This is a genomic window from Arthrobacter sp. M2012083 (assembly GCF_000281065.1).
GTDB lineage: Bacteria > Actinomycetota > Actinomycetes > Actinomycetales > Micrococcaceae > Arthrobacter.
In genome coordinates, this window is record NZ_AKKK01000013.1 from 118,773 (window position 1) to 134,859 (window position 16,087).

The following is a 16,087-nucleotide window of genomic DNA, read 5'->3' on the forward strand; positions in this document are numbered from 1 at the left end:
CCAGCTTTCAAAAAGAGCCTCAACGGGTCAACAATCCAGCTCTCTCCTATATTTCGCTGGTGGCATATTCACCCCTGTGGACGGGCTATGGGGTGCACCATAGAATCAAGAGGAATTGCCACAGCGACCTGCGGCTTTACACCATGCGTGGGGGCGCTGAGCATTCTGTGACGATTGGTACGCCTTGTTCCAGTCGCAGACGTGCTGAAGGGTTGCACATGCGGTCAATAGTTAAACGCGTACTCGCCGTTCTCGGCCTGGCTGGAATGTTGGCCCTGCCGGCCGGCGCCGCTTGGGCTGCCGATCCGGTGACCATTCCGTCCGGCCAAAACATCGTGGACGACGCCAACGTCCTAGGCGGCCGAAAAGGCGAAGTCCAGGAAGCCATCCAAAAGACGCTCAAGGACCACAAGTACAACCTGTACGTGGTCACGGTGGATAAGTTCGAGAATCCGACCGATCCCGCTGCATGGGTTGCGACCGTCGCCAAGAACAAGGGCATGGGCAAGGCAGACGCCGTTCTGGCGATCGCGACGGCCGGCCAATACAACTTCACCCTTAACTCGGGCAGCTCCATCTACTCCAAACAATCTGCCATCGCGCAGAACGCTGTCGTTGCCAATCTGGCCGGCGGCAAGAAGGACTATGCCCAGGCCGCCATCGACACTGCTGCTGCCATCGGCGACGCCGCAGGTGGAGGCAGCGGAACAGTGCCCAGCGGCAATGCCGGCGTCGGCGTACTCGTTGGAGTAGGCGTTGTTGCGGCTGGCGGCGCCGGAACCTACCTCTACCTCCGAAACCGGCGCAAGAAGGGCAGCACCAAGGCCGTGAGCGCCAGCTACGGCCCGCAGGGTGAGGAACTTGATCCCCTGGCCGGTCTTAGCATTCCGGAACTGCGCCAAAAGAGCGGCTCACTGTTGATCGAGGCGGACGACGCCATCAAATCCAGCGAGCAGGAACTCGGCTTTGCGCAGGCGCAGTACGGTGATTCTGCAATTGGCAACTTCACTAAGGCCTTGGAAGAGGCGAAAGGCCACATGACGGAGTCCTTCAAGCTGCAGCAGCAGCTGGATGACCACATTCCTGACACCGAAGAGCAGCAGCGAAGCTGGCTCGGCGAAATCATTCGCCGATCAGAAGCCGCGTTGGCATCCCTACGCGATCAGAAGGCCGACTTCGACTCCTTGCGTGAGCTTGAAAAGAACGCCCCTCAGGCTTTGGCAGCAGTGACTGCCGGAGCCAAGGGAGCCGATGCAAAGATTGCCAGCGCAGAGCAATCACTCGAGGGCTTGCGGGCCAAGTATGCCGAATCAGCGTTGACCCAGGTCTCTGACAACATTCTGCAAGCCAAGGAGCGACTCGCGTTCGTGCAGAACGCCGTCACCGCGGCCCAAGAAAAGTTGGCTACGGGCGAGAACAGTCTGGCAGCTGTGGCAGTCCGCGCGGCGGAGGAAAGCCTGCACCAGACCAATGTGCTGATTGATGCCATCTCCAAGACGGCGGGCAGCCTCGATGAGGCCCGCGCGTCCTTGGAAGGCGCCGTAGCGGAGACCAGCCAGGACCTTGCCCAAGCGCGTGCGATGATCCAGTCCGGCGAACACCCGGAACTCGCAGGTCCCGTGGCTGGCGTGGAGGCCGCTCTAGCCCAGGTGAAGACCGAGATCCAAGGCGGAAAGATCGATCCAATCGCGACTCTGAGTCGCGTAGAGTCAGCTCACCAAGCGCTCGATCAGTCGTTGACCGGCATCCGTGATCAGCAGGAGCAGGCCCGGCGCGCCCAAGCCTCGCTGCAGCAGACAATTATGGCCGCACAGGCACAGATCAGCGCAACATCGGACTACATTACAGCCCGCCGCGGTGGTGTAGGCACGGAGGCCCGGACGAGGTTGGCCGAGGCTCAGCGGAACCTCGACTACGCGCTCTCCATCTCCCGCAATGACCCCGTCACCGCGTTGACCTACGCCCAGCAGGCGCATTCGCTTGCAGCGCAGGCTGCCCAACTCGCACAGTCCGACGTCGACCAGTTCGGTTACGCCGACCAAGGCTACGGACGTGGCGGAATGTTCGGCGGAGGTGGCGGAGGCGGCGGCCTCGGCGGTGCCATCCTCGGCGGCATCCTCATCAACTCCATCCTCAACGGCGGAGGAGGCGGCTGGGGCGGCGGCGGCAATGACGGCGGAGGAGGCGGTGGCTTCTTCGGCGGCGATTCCGGTGGCGGCGGCGACTGGGGCGGCGGCGGAGGCGACTTTGGCGGCGGAGACTCCGGCAGCTTCTAGCCAGACAGACTAAGCGGGGTCCATGCCCCGCATAGAAGCGGTACAACTACTGATCACTGATTTCAGTCTCACCACTGAGCAGGACGAAAGGCAACACCATGGTTAAGCAGTCCATTTTCGGTCGGATCTCACAGCTCGCCAAGGCAAACATCAACGCCTTGCTGGACCAGGCTGAGGACCCGCAGAAGATGCTGGACCAGATGGTCCGCGACTACACGAACAACATTGCCGAGGCTGAATCAGCCGTGGCCCAGACCATCGGCAATCTCCGGATGCTGCAGGCGGACTACAACGAAGACGTCAAGAATGCTCAGGACTGGGGCAACAAGGCCCTGGCGGCATCCCGGAAAGCCGATGAGTACCGCGCTGCCGGTGATGCCGCTGATGCCCAGAAGTTTGACAACCTCGCCAAGGTGGCCATCCAGCGCCAGATGACCGCGGAGTCCGAGGCAAAGGCAGCAGAACCGAGCATCGCTTCCCAGACCGAGGTAGTGGACAAGCTCAAGACCGGGCTTGACCAGATGAAGAACAAGCTGAACCAGCTCACCGCCAAGCGCAACGAGCTGGTGGCACGCTCCAAGACCGCTGCCGCGCAGTCCCAGGTGCACGATGCCCTCAAGAGCATCGACATCATGGACCCCACCAGCGAGGTAGGCCGCTTCGAAGAGAAGATCCGCCGCGAAGAGGCCAAGGTCCTGGGCCAGCAGGAACTGGCCAGCTCCAGCCTGGATGCGCAGTTCAACCAGCTCGAAGACCTCGGAGAGCAAACCGAGATCGAGGCCCGTCTTGCAGCCTTGAAGTCGGGCGGTTCCAAGCCCGCCATCGGCGCGGGAGCCCCGGCATCAACAGGCGCAACCGTAGACGAAGCTGACTTCGACAAGCTCTAGGAACTCACCGGGCTGTAACCGCCGACCCGGCGGACTGCCCACAACGTACCGTTGAACCAAGAAATGGGCCGGATCCTCGCAGGGATCCGGCCCATTTTTCGTTTTTCGCCTAACCTGCCGACGGAACCGACGAATCCTGGCCGGGACTGACATCGGTTGCCACTTCAGCGCGGATTTCGAATCCCTTGGGGTGGAAGTAGGTCACAGTGCACTCCAGGACCTCTCCATGAGGGCCCAAGGTGGTCCGCTCCAGCCGTGGCACCATGGCGAACCCACGGACGTTGAGGGCGTCTGCCAAGTGCTCTGGCGGCGCGTGCATGGTCACGGTGATTTCCGCCCGATGGAGGGGCTTCAGCGTCCTGTCCTGGATGACCTGGTAGATGGAGTTCCGTTCGGCATCCGCGAGGCTGATGTGACGGCCAATATGTGAGGGGATGAAAATCTCCGCAATGGCATAGGGCCATCCGGCACTTGAGTAGGAGCGGCGAATGACGAGAACGAGATTGTCGTCGGAAACCAGCTTGGCTGGCACCGACTTGTCCTTCTCCATCCACTTGTATTCGATAAGTCCCTTGACAGTCTTCATGCCTGCCGCCGTGAAGGTCTCCATGAACGGTGCCAGGCGATTCAGCATTTTGACGGGCCGCTGAGCCATCACGAACGTCCCTTTGCCCTGCCTTCGGACCAACAGGCCCTTCATCACAAGTGTTTCGATCGCCTTCCGGACGGTAGTCCGGCTAATGCCGTAGGCATCCATCAGGGACTCCTCGGTGGGGATCCGCGACCCCGGCTCCAGGCGGCTGACTTGATCCGTCAGAACGTCTGCTACCTGCTGGTACACGGCAACAGGGCTATCCCTCTGGAGGACTTCACGCTCGAGGCCAAACTTGTAGTCGTCATTGACCATTGGACCGTCCCATCCATTCCTTGCCCCGGCAATCCGGGTTTGATGCTAGCACCGGGAGCCGGTGCGCACTTAAACAAAAGATCCGGACCAGTTGTCACTGATCCGGATCTTTCTCCAGTTGCGGGGACAGGATTTGAACCTGTGACCTCTGGGTTATGAGCCCAGCGAGCTACCGAACTGCTCCACCCCGCGTCGCAAGAACAACTCTACCGCACCGCCCAGGGTGCTTCTGACCATTTGGCACCCAAGGTGCCACAGATCACTCCCCCAGCCTGATCGCCCCCCAGTAGCTGTCGCCTTGGGTGAGTACGCGATTCCACGTTGGGCCGGCCACGCCTCCTCCACATGCGATCCCGGACGTGAGAGAGCGTGGAGCGCAAGCCCGCGGGACGTGAGAGAGCGTGGAGCGCAAGCCCGCGGGACGTGAGAGAGCGTGGAGCGCAAGCCCGCGGGACGTGAGAGAGCGTGGAACGCAAGCCCGCGGGACGTGAGAGAGCGTGGAACGCAAGCCCGCGGGACGTGAGAGAGCGTGAGGCGGGGAAGATGCCGCTTTGGCGGCACCGGGTCAAAACAAAAGGTCCGGATCAGTGTCTACTGATCCGGACCTTTTCTCCAGTTGCGGGGACAGGATTTGAACCTGTGACCTCTGGGTTATGAGCCCAGCGAGCTACCGAACTGCTCCACCCCGCGTCGCAAGAACAACATTACCGTCCGGTGAATGGCAGACCAAATCGTGGCGACGTGATGTGCGTCTCGCCAACGGAAAAGGCCGGCGCCCACCCCGGAAGGGAGGAGGCGCCGGCCTTTCACGTCTTGACAGAACTAGCTGCTTGGCGTCGGCGACGGTGTAGCGCTGGGAGTGGCTCCCGGCGTCGCGGTTGGAGCCGGAGTGGCATCCAAACGGGCCTGAGCATCGATCGCCTTCTGCAGGGCTTCAGACAACTTGGTCTGCTGCGCACCGTAGCCGGCGAAGTCGCCCTTGGCCAATGCCGCCTGGCCATCCTGAATTGCCTTGTTGGCCTCATCAAGGGCTGCCTTGAGATCAGCCTTGGCGTCAGTGGGACCAGCGGGCGGCGTAGTAGTGCCAGGAGGCGTGGTGGGCGTCTGGCCGTTGTTATCCGAGTCACCGGCAGTAGCACCGGAGTCGCCGCCGAACAACTGGTCCAGCGCTTCATCCAATGTGGGCGCGAAGCCGATCTTGTCACCGAAGGCCACGAGCACGCGCTGCAACGTCGGGTACGACGTCTCACCGGTGGACTTCAAGTAGACAGGCTGCACATAGAGCAGGCCCCCACCAACGGGAAGCGTCAACAGGTTTCCGTTCAATACATCAGATGCGCCCTGTCGCAGAAGGTTTAGCGCCTGGGACACAGTGGGGTCAGAGTTGAACTTGTTTTGCGCCTGTCCGGGACCAGGGACCTGGGTATCGGTGGGGAGCTCCAGGAGCCGCAGCTTTCCGTAACTCTCCCCCTTGACGCCCTTGACGTTTCCGGCGTCCGAGTCAGCCGCGAGGAAGCCGTACAGAATGTTCCGGGCACTGCCGTTGACCGTTTGAGGAATGAAGGATGAGGTCAGCTGGAACGCCGGCTTCTCCTGGTCAGGCATCTGCAGCGACATGTAGAACGGAGGCTGTTTGACGGCTTCCGAAACGGTGGGATCGTTCGGAACGCTCCAGGCGTCGTTGTTCTGGTAGAAGCTGTCCGGGTCGGTTACGTGGTAGCGGCCGAGCAGTTCACGCTGGACCTTGAAGAGGTCCTCGGGGTACCTGACGTGGCTCATGAGGTCGCCGGACATTTCCGAGTAGGGCTTGATGACCGTCGGGAAGACCTTTTGCCATGCCTTCAGGATGGGGTCCTGGTCATCCCATGCGTAGAGATTGACGGAACCGTCATAGGCATCCACGGTGGCCTTGACCGAGTTGCGGATGTAGTTCACCGAGCTGTTCGGCAGAGCAACGGTACGTCCGGCACTGGTTTGCGAGTCCACAGTGGCGTTCTGCAACTGCTGCGGTTGAGAGTACGGGAAGTACTGGCTGGTGGTGTAACCATCCACGATCCACTTCACGCGTCCGTCAACTACCGCCGGGTAGGCATTTCCGTCCACCGTCAGGTACGGGGCGAGCTTCTCCACGCGTTCACGCGGATTGCGTTCGTAGAGAATCTGGGATTCCGCATTGACGCCATCGGAAAGCAACAGGTCCGAAGACTGGAACTTGATGGAATAGAGGATTCTATTGAGCCAGTTGCCGACGTTTGGTCCACCGTTACCGCTGAAGGTGTACTGCGTTTCGCCGCCGCCTTCACGGCCGGCTGGCCGGTCCTGCTCGCGGTTCGGGGCACCATCCGGCGCTCCGACGATGGAGTATTCGGGAGAGTTTTCACCGAAGTAGATACGGGGCTCGTAGGTGTTGTCGTTACCGAGGACGCCGTTGGATGGAATGCCCGACTGCAGGAACTCGGGCTTGCCATCTGCCGTGAACTTGTTGCCCTTGGCTGCCACGACGCCATAACCATGTGTGTAGACGATGTGCCTGTTGACCCAGGTCTGCTGGTTGGCGCTGAGGCCATCCGGGTTCAGTTCGCGAACCGCGATGACGGTGTCCTGGACTTTGCCGTCAACCATGTAGCGGTCAACATTCAGGGTTTGCGGGAACTGGTAGTACGGGCGGTACTGCTCAAGCTGAGCAAACGCCGAGGAAATCAGATTCGGGTCAAGGAGGCGAATATTGGCAGTAGTCTGCGCGTCCGCTGCCAAGGCTCCGGTAGTCGCCGTGGTGGTGGCGTTGTAAGCCGACACATCGATCTTGTCCAGACCGTACGCAGCCCGCGTCATCTTGATATTTCGATCAATGAACTCCTTTTCCAAGGTGTTCTCCGACGGACGAACCTGGAACTGCTGAATAACCCACGGATAAACACCGCCGGCCAGGATGGCCGTGATGACCAACATCGCCGTACCTATCACCGGAAGGCGCCAGCGACCAATGATCGCGGCAATGATGAACAGGATGGCAACGAGACCCGCGGCGACGGCAAGGATCGCCTTGGTGGGTACAACGGCATTTACATCCGTGTAGAGGGCTCCGGCCCAACGGCCCGAGTTGCTCTGGACAGTTGTGTACCTGTCCAGCCAGAAATTAATCCCCAGCAGGACCAGGAAAAGAGCGCCGGTGACGGCAATATGGATCTGCGCTGCCCGGCTTGTGAAGATGCCGCGTTCCATGAGGCGGATGCTGCCGTAGAGGTAGTGCGTCAGGATACCCGCAATACCGGCAACAACGGCGATGCTGATCAAGAATCCGGTGACAAAACCCAGGAACGGCAGGGTCATCAGGTAGAAGCTGATATCCATGTTGAACAACGGGTCGGTCTGCCCGAAGGGCTCCTGGTTGAAGAACAACAGGGCTTTCTGCCACTGGCTGGCTGCCGCACTGCCGGCAAAGAGCCCGAACAGTATGGGCAGGCCGATCATGACGACCCGGCGGACAGGCTCAAGCTGTGCCTGGTACCGGTTGAGGTTGTCCCGGGCCTCAGCATCAGGAGCGTAGACGGGCCGGGAGCGGTAGGCGATCCTGATGGCGAAGAACACAGCGGCAAACATCATGGCGAAACCGATGAGGAACGTAATGATCCTGGCGAGGTTTTCGCGGATATAAACTTCGAAGAAGCCAAGCTGCTGGTACCACAGGACGTCAGTCCACACATTGGCGAAGAAAATGAACCCGACGACGGCCACTGCCACGACAATGAGCGTCGGCGTCAGGGCACCTCGTCTCAGCGGTGATCTTCCGGGCGGGTTGGAGCTGGCGGGACGGGACAAACTCTGTACCTCATTGGTGTCAGTGAACAGTCGGTGTGCGCGTGTTGACTTTCCCTGCCGCTGGGATATGGCAGGGGCCGTCATCTATGCCACGAGTGGCGGTGAAGCTAAGTTCCACCGTCAGTCTAGTTGTTTGTGCAGGTGGGAAGGCTCCCCGTGTCCTGACCGGATCCGAGCCGCTCTACGGCGGAGGTGGCGTCGGCCAAAGTTTCCACTTTGACAACCTGAAGACCGTCCGGAACGTGGCCCACGACGTCGGCACAGTTGGATGCCGGCGCCAGGAACATGGTGGCACCCTGGTGACGGGCGCCAATCATTTTTTGGGCAATGCCCCCGATGGGGCCAACTGCGCCATCGGCGGTGATCGTGCCAGTGCCCGCCACGTGTTTGCCGCCGGTGAGGTCACCCGGCGTGAGGTTGTCCACGATCCCCAGGGCAAACATCATGCCTGCGCTGGGTCCGCCAACATTATCCAAGGAAATGCTGACATCGAACGGGAACGTGAAGTCGCTGGCGAGCAGCACACCCAGAACGTAACGGTCCGACTGGTTCTTGGTGGGGGTTATCGTTTCGGAAACCGCAGTGCCATTCCTGTCCACGCCGACGACGACCGGGGCGCCGGCGCCTGCAGCCAGTTCGGCCTGGACCACGCTCATGGACGTTATCGCCTTGCCGTTGATGGAGACCAGCCTGTCACCTTCCTGGATTTTTCCGACGGATGGCGAAGGGTCGGATAGACCCGCGACGTTCAGCCGTTGCTCAAAAGGGATCTCAAGTTCACGCAAGGCTGCTGCAACCGCATTCTCCTGCGATGTCTCCATGGCAATTTCGCCTTGTTGCACTGTCTGCTCGGCGGTAGTGCCCTTGGGATAGATGAGTTCCTCGGGATATATGGCTTTGGAGGGATCCAACCAAGCGCGGAAGACATCGAAAATAGTGGCCGGACTCTTAGGACCGCCGATCATGACCACGGTGGTCAGGTCAAGGTTGCCATTCGCTGGAAATGACTCACGGCCAGTAATGCTGATGACAGGCTTGTCGCCGTCCTTGCCCAGGGTATTGAAGGTAGGACCCGCAGACTCTATGACATATGGAACCGGCAACGCTGCTGCCCCGATGCCGAGGCCAAGTGCGAGGAGACCAGAGATCACCATCAGCATGTAGCGACCGTCACGCGGCGGTGCCGGCGGCGTGGAGGTGGAATCGGCGTCGGGCGTTTGACGCGGGTCCAATGAGCCCTCGGGGCTGGGCGAAGTAAGCATTGAGGCCTCTCTATGCCGGTTATTTGGGTGACCGGATCCATGGCTCCTGCCGCCGAACGCGGCGGCGGCACATACCAAACATCAACACTACGCGGTATGACGTTGCAGGACTGCTTTGCCTACAGCGAACGTCACCTCCTCCGGGCAGACAGCCTTCCGGCCGCGCGGTACGGTGAAAGAGATCACCAGCCAGTTCGACGATCGGCGGCACCATGACTTCCAACCCCAACAATCCGTCCAACGACGACGAAACCCCCAAGGATCCGCTGGCAGAAATGCTCCAGAACCTGATGGGCGGCCAGGGCATGGGCAACATCGATCCCGCCGAGCTGGCCAAGGCCGCAGGCCTGCCCAACGACCCCCAACTCCTTCAACAGATGTTCGCCCAGGTACAGGCGATGATGAGTTCCACATCTGAAGGCCCCGTGAATTGGCAGCTCGCCCACGAGAATGCACGGCGCGTCGCCGCTGCCGGCAGCGATCCCTCGGTCAACGCCCAACAGGCCAGGGAGATCGACGAAGCGCTCAGGCTTGCTGAACTTTGGCTGGACCCGGTTACTGATCTCTCGGCAACCGGCCTGATTGGTAGGGCATGGTCAAGGGCCGAATGGGTTGAAGCGACCTTGGGGACGTGGAAGCGCCTGACCGAGCCGGTGGCCAACAGCATCGCCAATGCCTTATCCAACGCCCTCACCCAGCAAATGCCCGAAGAAATGAAGTCCATGATGGGCGGTGCCTCGTCCATGCTGCAGAACATGGGCGGAGCGATCTTCGGCATGCAACTGGGACAGGCCATCGGTGCCCTCTCAGCCGAGGTGGTCAGCTCCACCGACATCGGCGTCCCCCTGGCAGACCTTGAAATGGCGCTGCTGCCGGCAAACGTGGCCAAGTTCGGGGAAGGCCTCAGCCTCCCCGAGAACGACGTTCGACTCTTCCTTGCCGTCCGTGAAGCCGCCCACGCGCGGCTGTTTGTCCAAGTCCCATGGTTGCGAGGCCACCTCCTCGGAGCCATCGAAGCATACGCCCGTGGCATTCACATCGATATGTCCCGCATTGAGGACCTGGCCCGGGACCTCGACCCGAGCAACCCCGAGGGTATCCAGGAAGCACTGTCCCAGGGAGTCTTCACACCGGAACGCACGCCGGTCCAGACGGCCGCGTTGGAGAAGCTCGAAACGGCTCTTGCCTTGGTGGAGGGCTGGGTGGACGAGCTCACCGCCGAAGCTACTGACAAGGTGCTGCCGTCAGCGACAGCGCTGCGCGAAACAGTGCGTCGTCGTCGCGCCACAGGCGGACCGGCCGAGCACGCATTCTCGTCCCTCGTCGGCCTGGAACTTCGCCCCCGCAGGCTCCGGGAGGCAGCAACACTGTGGGCAACCCTGAAGGAAGAACGCGGCATCGCCGGCCGCGACGCGATCTGGCACCACCCGGATCTCCTGCCCACCGGTGAGGACCTCGACGATCCCAAGGGCTTCTCCGAACGTCGGCGCCTGGCCGAGGCAAGTGACAGCGAGGTTGATGACGCGCTGCAGAAGCTTCTGAGCGGCGGCTACGACTCCACCAAGGCCGATGAAGCCGAAGACCCGGATTCCAAGGCAGACTCAGCGGAGAACGGTTCCGGTGACGAATCGGCAACGGATGACACCGACCCCGAGGCGCCGAGCAAGTAAGCAGGCCCCCACAGAAACACAGCCCAACGGCCGCCATCTCATGGCGGCCGTTGGGCTGTTAAGCAGTTGGGCTGGTAAGTACAGGTGCAGTTACGGGGCAGCTGCGGCTAAGAGAAGCCGCGCAGTCAGGCACCTGACGGTTCTAGTCAGTCAGGTCCACAGCCGAATCGCCAGGATCCTCGGAGCCTGAATTTGCCGGGAGTCCCCGGGACGTGGCAAAAGCAACACCTTCGAGGAAGGCCTTTGCGCGCTGCGTCTCGGGGTATCCCTCGACCAATTTCCAGAATTCGGCATTGTGCCCCGCCACCAGCAGGTGCGCGAGCTCGTGGACCAGGACGTAGTCAATCACCCATTGCGGCATGGTCTGAAGCTTGTTGGACAGCCGGATGGTGCCATCCGCAGGAGTTGCCGAACCCCACCGGGAGTTCTGGTTGGCTACCCAGCGGACCGACGTCGGGACCGCCCGCCCGCCAAGGTACGTCTCTGAAAGGTGCTCGGCATGCTTGGCGAGGGCCTGGTCCGTGGCAGGACGACGCCTGCCAGCACCCGTTTGCCGCTCCCCCTGCTTCTTCAGCTTGACCAGCATCCGCCGGACCCACTCCTGTTCCTGGGACTTGGTGAAGCTGGCAGGAATGGCGACCACGGCATTGCCGTCTTCCCAGAAAGCGGCAACGGTTCGCCGCCGCCTGGCTGATCTACGCACCACAACGGGAGCGCCGTCGTCGGTGATGTGCGGGATGCCGGTGTCGGAGGAAGATCGGCGGGTCATCACAGATCACTGCTCTCAGCGAGCACGGCCAGGACAGCTTCGCCGTAGCGTTCGAGCTTGGATGGTCCGATCCCCGCAAGGCCGGCCAGTTCCTCAAGCGATGAAGGCTTAGCCTCCGCGATGGCCGTCAGCGTAGCGTCCGTGAAGACAACGTACGCCGGGACGTCGGCCGATTGGGCCTCGTCCCTGCGCCACTGCCTTAACGCATCGAAGGTCTGTTCCTCGTAGGTAGGCGGGCACTGGTTGCACCGTCCCACCTTCCGTTCGGCTCCACTTGCGAGCATGCTTCCGCATACCTTGCACGACGCCGGGGCGGCAGCTTTCCGTCGCGTGGGACCTGTCTTGCTGCGCGCGTTGGCGGAAGCCACGGAATTGGGGCGAAGTCCGTCGAGGAACCGGGACGGCTTGCGGTTGGCCCGGCCACCCGGTGTTCGGGCTGTAGACCATGAGAGATTCAGGTGCTCCCTTGCCCGCGTGATGCCGACATAAAGCAGCCTGCGTTCTTCGTCTACATCCTCGGGGGTATCTGCGAACGAAATGGGCATCAGGCCCTCGCTAAGACCCACCAGGAACACTGCATCCCATTCCAAGCCCTTGGCGGCGTGGAGGGAAGCAAGAGTGACACCTTGAACAGTGGGTGCGTGCTGCGCGACCGAGCGCTCTTGAAGCTCGTTGACGAACTCAGCCAAGGTGAAGGACTCCCCGCGGCTGGAAGCAAGCTCGTCTGCCAAGGCGACCAGGGCTGCCAACGATTCCCAACGCTCGCGCAGTGCTCCGCCGTTGTGGGGGGCGGCCTCCGTGTAACCAAGTGAGGCAACGATGTCCCGCACGATCTGGCCCAAGGGCTCCTGGGGCCCCTCCGCCACGGCGCGGGTTGCCGCCCGCAATTGGAGGATCGCGTCGCGGACTTCCTTGCGCGCGAAGAACCGTTCGCCTCCCCGGAGCTGGTAGCCAATCCCGGCAGAGGCCAGGGCTTGCTCGTACGCTTCAGACTGACCGTTGGTGCGGAACAGGATGGCGATCTCACTGGCTTTGACACCACTGTTGAGCAGCTCCTGAATTCTGCCTGCCACCACAGCTGCTTCGGCTTCGTCGTCCGGGCACTCCATGAACCGTGGTTCCGGACCAGAGGGCCGCTGGGCGACGAGCTTGAGGGGCGAAGCCCACGCGGCATCTGCCACCGGCCCACCGCTTCGGCGGGAACCTAAGAGGTCGTTGGCCAACTTCACCACTTGTGGGGTGGACCTATAGTCACGAATGAGCTTGACGACGGTCGCTCCGGGGAACTGCCCTTTGAACCCGAGAAGATGCTTGGGTGAGGCGCCAGTGAAGGAGTAAATGGTTTGGCTGGCATCGCCCACCACGCACAACTCGTTCCGGCCGCCGAGCCACAAATCCAAAAGCCGCTGTTGCAGCGGTGAAACGTCCTGGTACTCGTCCACCACGAAATGGCGGTATTGCTCCCGGACTGTTGCCGCCACTTTCGGATCCTCCTGGAGGATCCCCACAGTTATGAGCAGGACGTCTTCGAAGTCGATGACGTTGCGGTCCGTTTTGATGTCCTCATAGGCTTGGAACACCCGGGAGACCGCGGTGAGGTCGAACCCTCCGGGAGTTCCACGACCTTGTGCATTCTCCAGGTAATTAGCGGGAGTCAGCATGGACACCTTGGCCCACTCAATCTCGGCTGCCAGGTCCCTGATGGATGCGCGGTCGGTGCTGAGGCGAAGCCTGCGGGAGGCCTCGGCGATCATGTTGGCTTTGTGGTCCAGCAGATTGGGCAACGTACCGCCAATTGCCTGCGGCCAAAAGAACTGTAATTGCCTCAATGCGGCGGCGTGGAAAGTGCGGGCTTGAACGTTGGCGACGCCAAGATCCCGAAGCCTGCTGCGCATCTCAGCTGCGGCCCGGGCAGTAAAGGTCACGGCCAGCAGCCTCTGGGGGCTGTAGACCCCCGAGTGAACGCCGTAGGCAATGCGATGGGTGATGGCACGTGTTTTTCCCGTGCCTGCCCCTGCGAGGACGCACATGGGACCCGTCAAGGTACTGGCTACTTCCCGCTGTTCTTCGTCCAGCCCGCCGAGGATGCGCTCCTCAAGTGAGCCACCGCCGTCGAAAATCCCTTCAGTCACGGCTGCAGGTCTTCGATGACGCCGCCATACCAATGCTCAATCAAAGAACGCGCGATGGACAGGCGCGTTGAGATGGTGATTTCACCGCTCAACACGGCTTCCTGCAGCTCTTCACGGCTGAACCACCGCGCCCGGGTGACCTCTACGCCGTCGGGCCGGGCAACGGCGTCGTCTGTCCTTGCGGTAAATCCCAACATGAGGGAAGCGGGGAATGGCCAGGATTGCGAACCGAGATACTGGCAGGCCGTCACGCGGACACCCACTTCTTCACCGATTTCCCGGACGACAGCCTGCTCCAGCGATTCACCGGGCTCAACGAATCCTGCCAGCGTGGAGTAGTTCTTGGCATCGACGGGCCCTCCGCCGCCGAGCAGGAGCCGGCCATCCGGGCCAACCACCGTGACAATGATGGCAGGATCCGTGCGCGGGTAATGCTCTGAGTTGTCCTTGGGACAACGCCTGACCCAGCCGCCGGCCTCGATATCCGTGGGCGTGCCGCACTGCGGGCAATGTGTATGGGTTGCATGCCAGTTGGAGATTGCGCTGGCCTCGATGAACAAAGCGGTGTCCTTCGCGTCCAGGCGCGCCGCTACATCCCGAAAACCGGCCCACTCAGCATCCACCGGCACCGTGGCAGTGCCGGGCGCTGGCGGTTCGGCAACTGTGAACAGCACAACGGACGTACCCGCCGGCAAGGAGGACGACGTCAAAGTGGTGCCCAGGTAGATGGCGGCAACAGTGCCACCTTCCGACCCATTAAGAGCGTTCCAGAGCGGCGCAGCGTCTCCGAACCACAGACCATCAGCAGTCACCAATGCCTGGCGCCGCGAAATGATCATGGCTTTGGCCGTGCCGGAGGCGATGAGATCCTCAACCATGCCAGGCTTCATACGCACGCTCGAGCCGCGATCCACCATGGCAGGACGGACGGGAAGAACAGTCTCCATCAGGTGGTTGGCAAGCGCCGGCGACTCCGTTTGACTCATGTATCTACCGTACTGACTAGTACCGACAAAGAACATTTGGAAGGGTCCCCTGTTGTGGACACCACCCTATAGGGTTGCCCGCTTGGGCACTTAAGCTATGTTTTGCTCCACATTTCCTGCGCATTTGCTGCGGATCTGAAGACTCGCCGTACTACATCATGGCCACAGGCCGCACTCAATCTACCGTGGAGAACGTGAGAAGAACACCGCTCGAACTGGCCGCCATAGCAACAGCGGCGGTGCCCGGCCTGTCGCCAACGGCCGCAGCCTATTCCCCCGACGACGACGCCGACTTCGACTCGGCTTTGCTGCTGGACGCGGAAGGCAAACGCTGGCGAGTCCGTTCACCGCGCCATCCGGAGGCCAGCACGAGGCTGGAAACCGAGTTCATGGTCCTGCGGGCCTTCGCGCCCGCCATCCGCGCTGAACTGCCTTTTCATGTGCCCACCATCGCCGGCACGGTGAGGCAAGGTGCTTTGACGACGTTCGTGTACGCCCATCTGCAGGGCTCCGTGCTCTCCATCGACGAACTGTCAGCCGGAAGTCCCGCCTTGGCCAAGGAAGTCGGCGCAGCACTGGCAGCAATTCATGACTTGCCACTGACCCTGGTCACCAATGCGGACCTTCCCAGTTACTCGGCCAATGAGTTCCGGCAACGCAAACTCAATGAACTGGACCAAGCGGCAACCACCGGGAAGATTCCGGCCACCCTGCTGCGTCGTTGGGAGCACGCGCTCGAAGACGTTGCCCTTTGGCGTTTTAATCCCTCAGTGGTCCACGGCGACCTTCACGAAGACAACCTGATGGTGCAGGATGACACGGTGACCGCCCTAACGGGTTGGACCGATCTCCGGATCGGTGATCCTGCAGATGATTTCGCCTGGTTAGTGGCATCCAACGAAGCCTCGTTTGTTGAGGCCGTTTTGAGCCACTACACCCAAGCCCGCCGCGAGATCCCCGACGCACACCTTCTCCGTCGGGCCGCATTGCTGGCCGAGTTCGCCCTTGCCCAATATCTGGTCAAGGCAATGGCGGCAGGGCACCAGAGCATGACGGCAGAAGCAGAGTCCATGCTTCAGGCACTCGCCGACGACATCGACGAGCAAGTGCGCCGCGACGAAGAAGCTGCACAGGCCGCTGAGGACGAGGCCGTCGGGAACGAAGCTGCCGAACGCGAAGTTACTCAGCTGAGGGCAGCGGATTCACGGGCCGACAAGCCTGCAGTCAGTGTGGCGGCGATTCCCGACGCCGAAGAGTCAGAAAGCTCCGAAGAAAGCGGCTCCGGCACGACATCACACGACGACACCTCTACTGCCGCTATCAGTGTTGTCAGCGTCACGCCGCTTCACGCGGCTGAACGTTCGTAGAAGCCGGAACCC

General features: G+C 61.5%; 10 protein-coding genes and 2 tRNA genes. 4 read left to right on the forward strand and 8 right to left on the reverse strand.

Translation table 11 applies throughout. The features are described from left to right. Positions 1-218: 218 nt before the first annotated feature. Together A477_RS0108375 and A477_RS0108380 are read left to right on the forward strand one after the other, a co-directional pair. A complete protein-coding gene (locus A477_RS0108375) occupies positions 219-2,276 on the forward strand; it encodes a TPM domain-containing protein (protein WP_026005461.1) in 2,058 nt (685 codons plus the stop codon). Positions 2,277-2,374: 98 nt separating this feature from the next. After that, the gene (locus A477_RS0108380; RefSeq protein WP_017198565.1) at positions 2,375-3,163 is read left to right on the forward strand and encodes a PspA/IM30 family protein; all 789 of its coding nucleotides are present in this window, start codon (positions 2,375-2,377) and stop codon (positions 3,161-3,163) included. A 109-nt stretch (positions 3,164-3,272) separates the two neighbouring features. Here A477_RS0108380 and A477_RS0108385 read toward each other — a convergent pair whose 3' ends face one another. The 5 genes from A477_RS0108385 to A477_RS0108405 form a co-directional block, all read right to left on the reverse strand. Beyond that, positions 3,273-4,070: a GntR family transcriptional regulator gene (locus A477_RS0108385; protein ID WP_017198566.1), complete on the reverse strand. Its 798-nt coding sequence runs from the start codon at positions 4,068-4,070 to the stop codon at positions 3,273-3,275. 118 nt (positions 4,071-4,188) lie between these two features. Beyond that, a tRNA-Met gene (locus tag A477_RS0108390) sits at positions 4,189-4,262 on the reverse strand. A gap of 424 nt (positions 4,263-4,686) precedes the next feature. Continuing rightward, positions 4,687-4,760 (reverse strand) — tRNA-Met (locus tag A477_RS0108395). 132 nt (positions 4,761-4,892) lie between these two features. Beyond that, a complete protein-coding gene (locus tag A477_RS0108400) occupies positions 4,893-7,889 on the reverse strand; it encodes a UPF0182 family membrane protein (protein ID WP_026005462.1) in 2,997 nt (998 codons plus the stop codon). Positions 7,890-8,014: 125 nt separating this feature from the next. Then, positions 8,015-9,151, reverse strand: coding sequence for a YlbL family protein (locus tag A477_RS0108405; RefSeq protein ID WP_017198568.1), 1,137 nt, complete (start codon positions 9,149-9,151; stop codon positions 8,015-8,017). 212 nt (positions 9,152-9,363) lie between these two features. On the opposite strand from A477_RS0108405, the gene A477_RS0108410 reads away from it, so the two are divergent. Beyond that, positions 9,364-10,821, forward strand: a complete 1,458-nt coding sequence (locus A477_RS0108410; protein ID WP_017198569.1) for a zinc-dependent metalloprotease — start codon at positions 9,364-9,366, stop codon at positions 10,819-10,821. 142 nt (positions 10,822-10,963) lie between these two features. Here the strand turns inward: A477_RS0108410 and A477_RS0108415 are convergent, their stop codons facing one another. From A477_RS0108415 to nudC, 3 genes are read right to left on the reverse strand one after another with little or no spacing between them, the layout of a single operon-like run. Further along, positions 10,964-11,590: a M48 metallopeptidase family protein gene (locus A477_RS0108415; RefSeq protein WP_017198570.1), complete on the reverse strand. Its 627-nt coding sequence runs from the start codon at positions 11,588-11,590 to the stop codon at positions 10,964-10,966. Continuing rightward, entirely contained in the window at positions 11,590-13,722 is a 2,133-nt protein-coding gene (locus tag A477_RS0108420; RefSeq protein WP_017198571.1) for an ATP-dependent DNA helicase UvrD2, read from the reverse strand. Before A477_RS0108420 ends, A477_RS0108415 begins: the two co-directional genes overlap by 1 nt. After that, positions 13,719-14,708, reverse strand: a complete 990-nt coding sequence (nudC, locus tag A477_RS0108425) for an NAD(+) diphosphatase (RefSeq protein WP_017198572.1) — start codon at positions 14,706-14,708, stop codon at positions 13,719-13,721. Before nudC ends, A477_RS0108420 begins: the two co-directional genes overlap by 4 nt. A gap of 194 nt (positions 14,709-14,902) precedes the next feature. Between nudC and A477_RS0108430 the strand changes: the two genes are divergently transcribed. Next, positions 14,903-16,075 (forward strand): macrolide 2'-phosphotransferase, encoded by a 1,173-nt coding sequence (locus A477_RS0108430; protein WP_044568576.1) that lies wholly within the window; start codon positions 14,903-14,905, stop codon positions 16,073-16,075. The last annotated feature ends 12 nt before the right edge of the window (positions 16,076-16,087 follow it).

Bases quoted from the DNA above. Each gene is read 5' to 3' on its own strand.
- A477_RS0108375 (WP_026005461.1), top strand. From the start codon at position 219: ATGCGGTCAATAGTTAAACGCGTACTCGCCGTTCTCGGCCTGGCTGGA.
- A477_RS0108380 (WP_017198565.1), top strand. From the start codon at position 2,375: ATGGTTAAGCAGTCCATTTTCGGTCGGATCTCACAGCTCGCCAAGGCA.
- A477_RS0108385 (WP_017198566.1), bottom strand. From the start codon at position 4,070: ATGGTCAATGACGACTACAAGTTTGGCCTCGAGCGTGAAGTCCTCCAG.
- A477_RS0108405 (WP_017198568.1), bottom strand. From the start codon at position 9,151: ATGCTTACTTCGCCCAGCCCCGAGGGCTCATTGGACCCGCGTCAAACG.
- A477_RS0108410 (WP_017198569.1), top strand. From the start codon at position 9,364: ATGACTTCCAACCCCAACAATCCGTCCAACGACGACGAAACCCCCAAG.
- A477_RS0108415 (WP_017198570.1), bottom strand. From the start codon at position 11,590: ATGACCCGCCGATCTTCCTCCGACACCGGCATCCCGCACATCACCGAC.
- nudC (WP_017198572.1), bottom strand. From the start codon at position 14,708: ATGAGTCAAACGGAGTCGCCGGCGCTTGCCAACCACCTGATGGAGACT.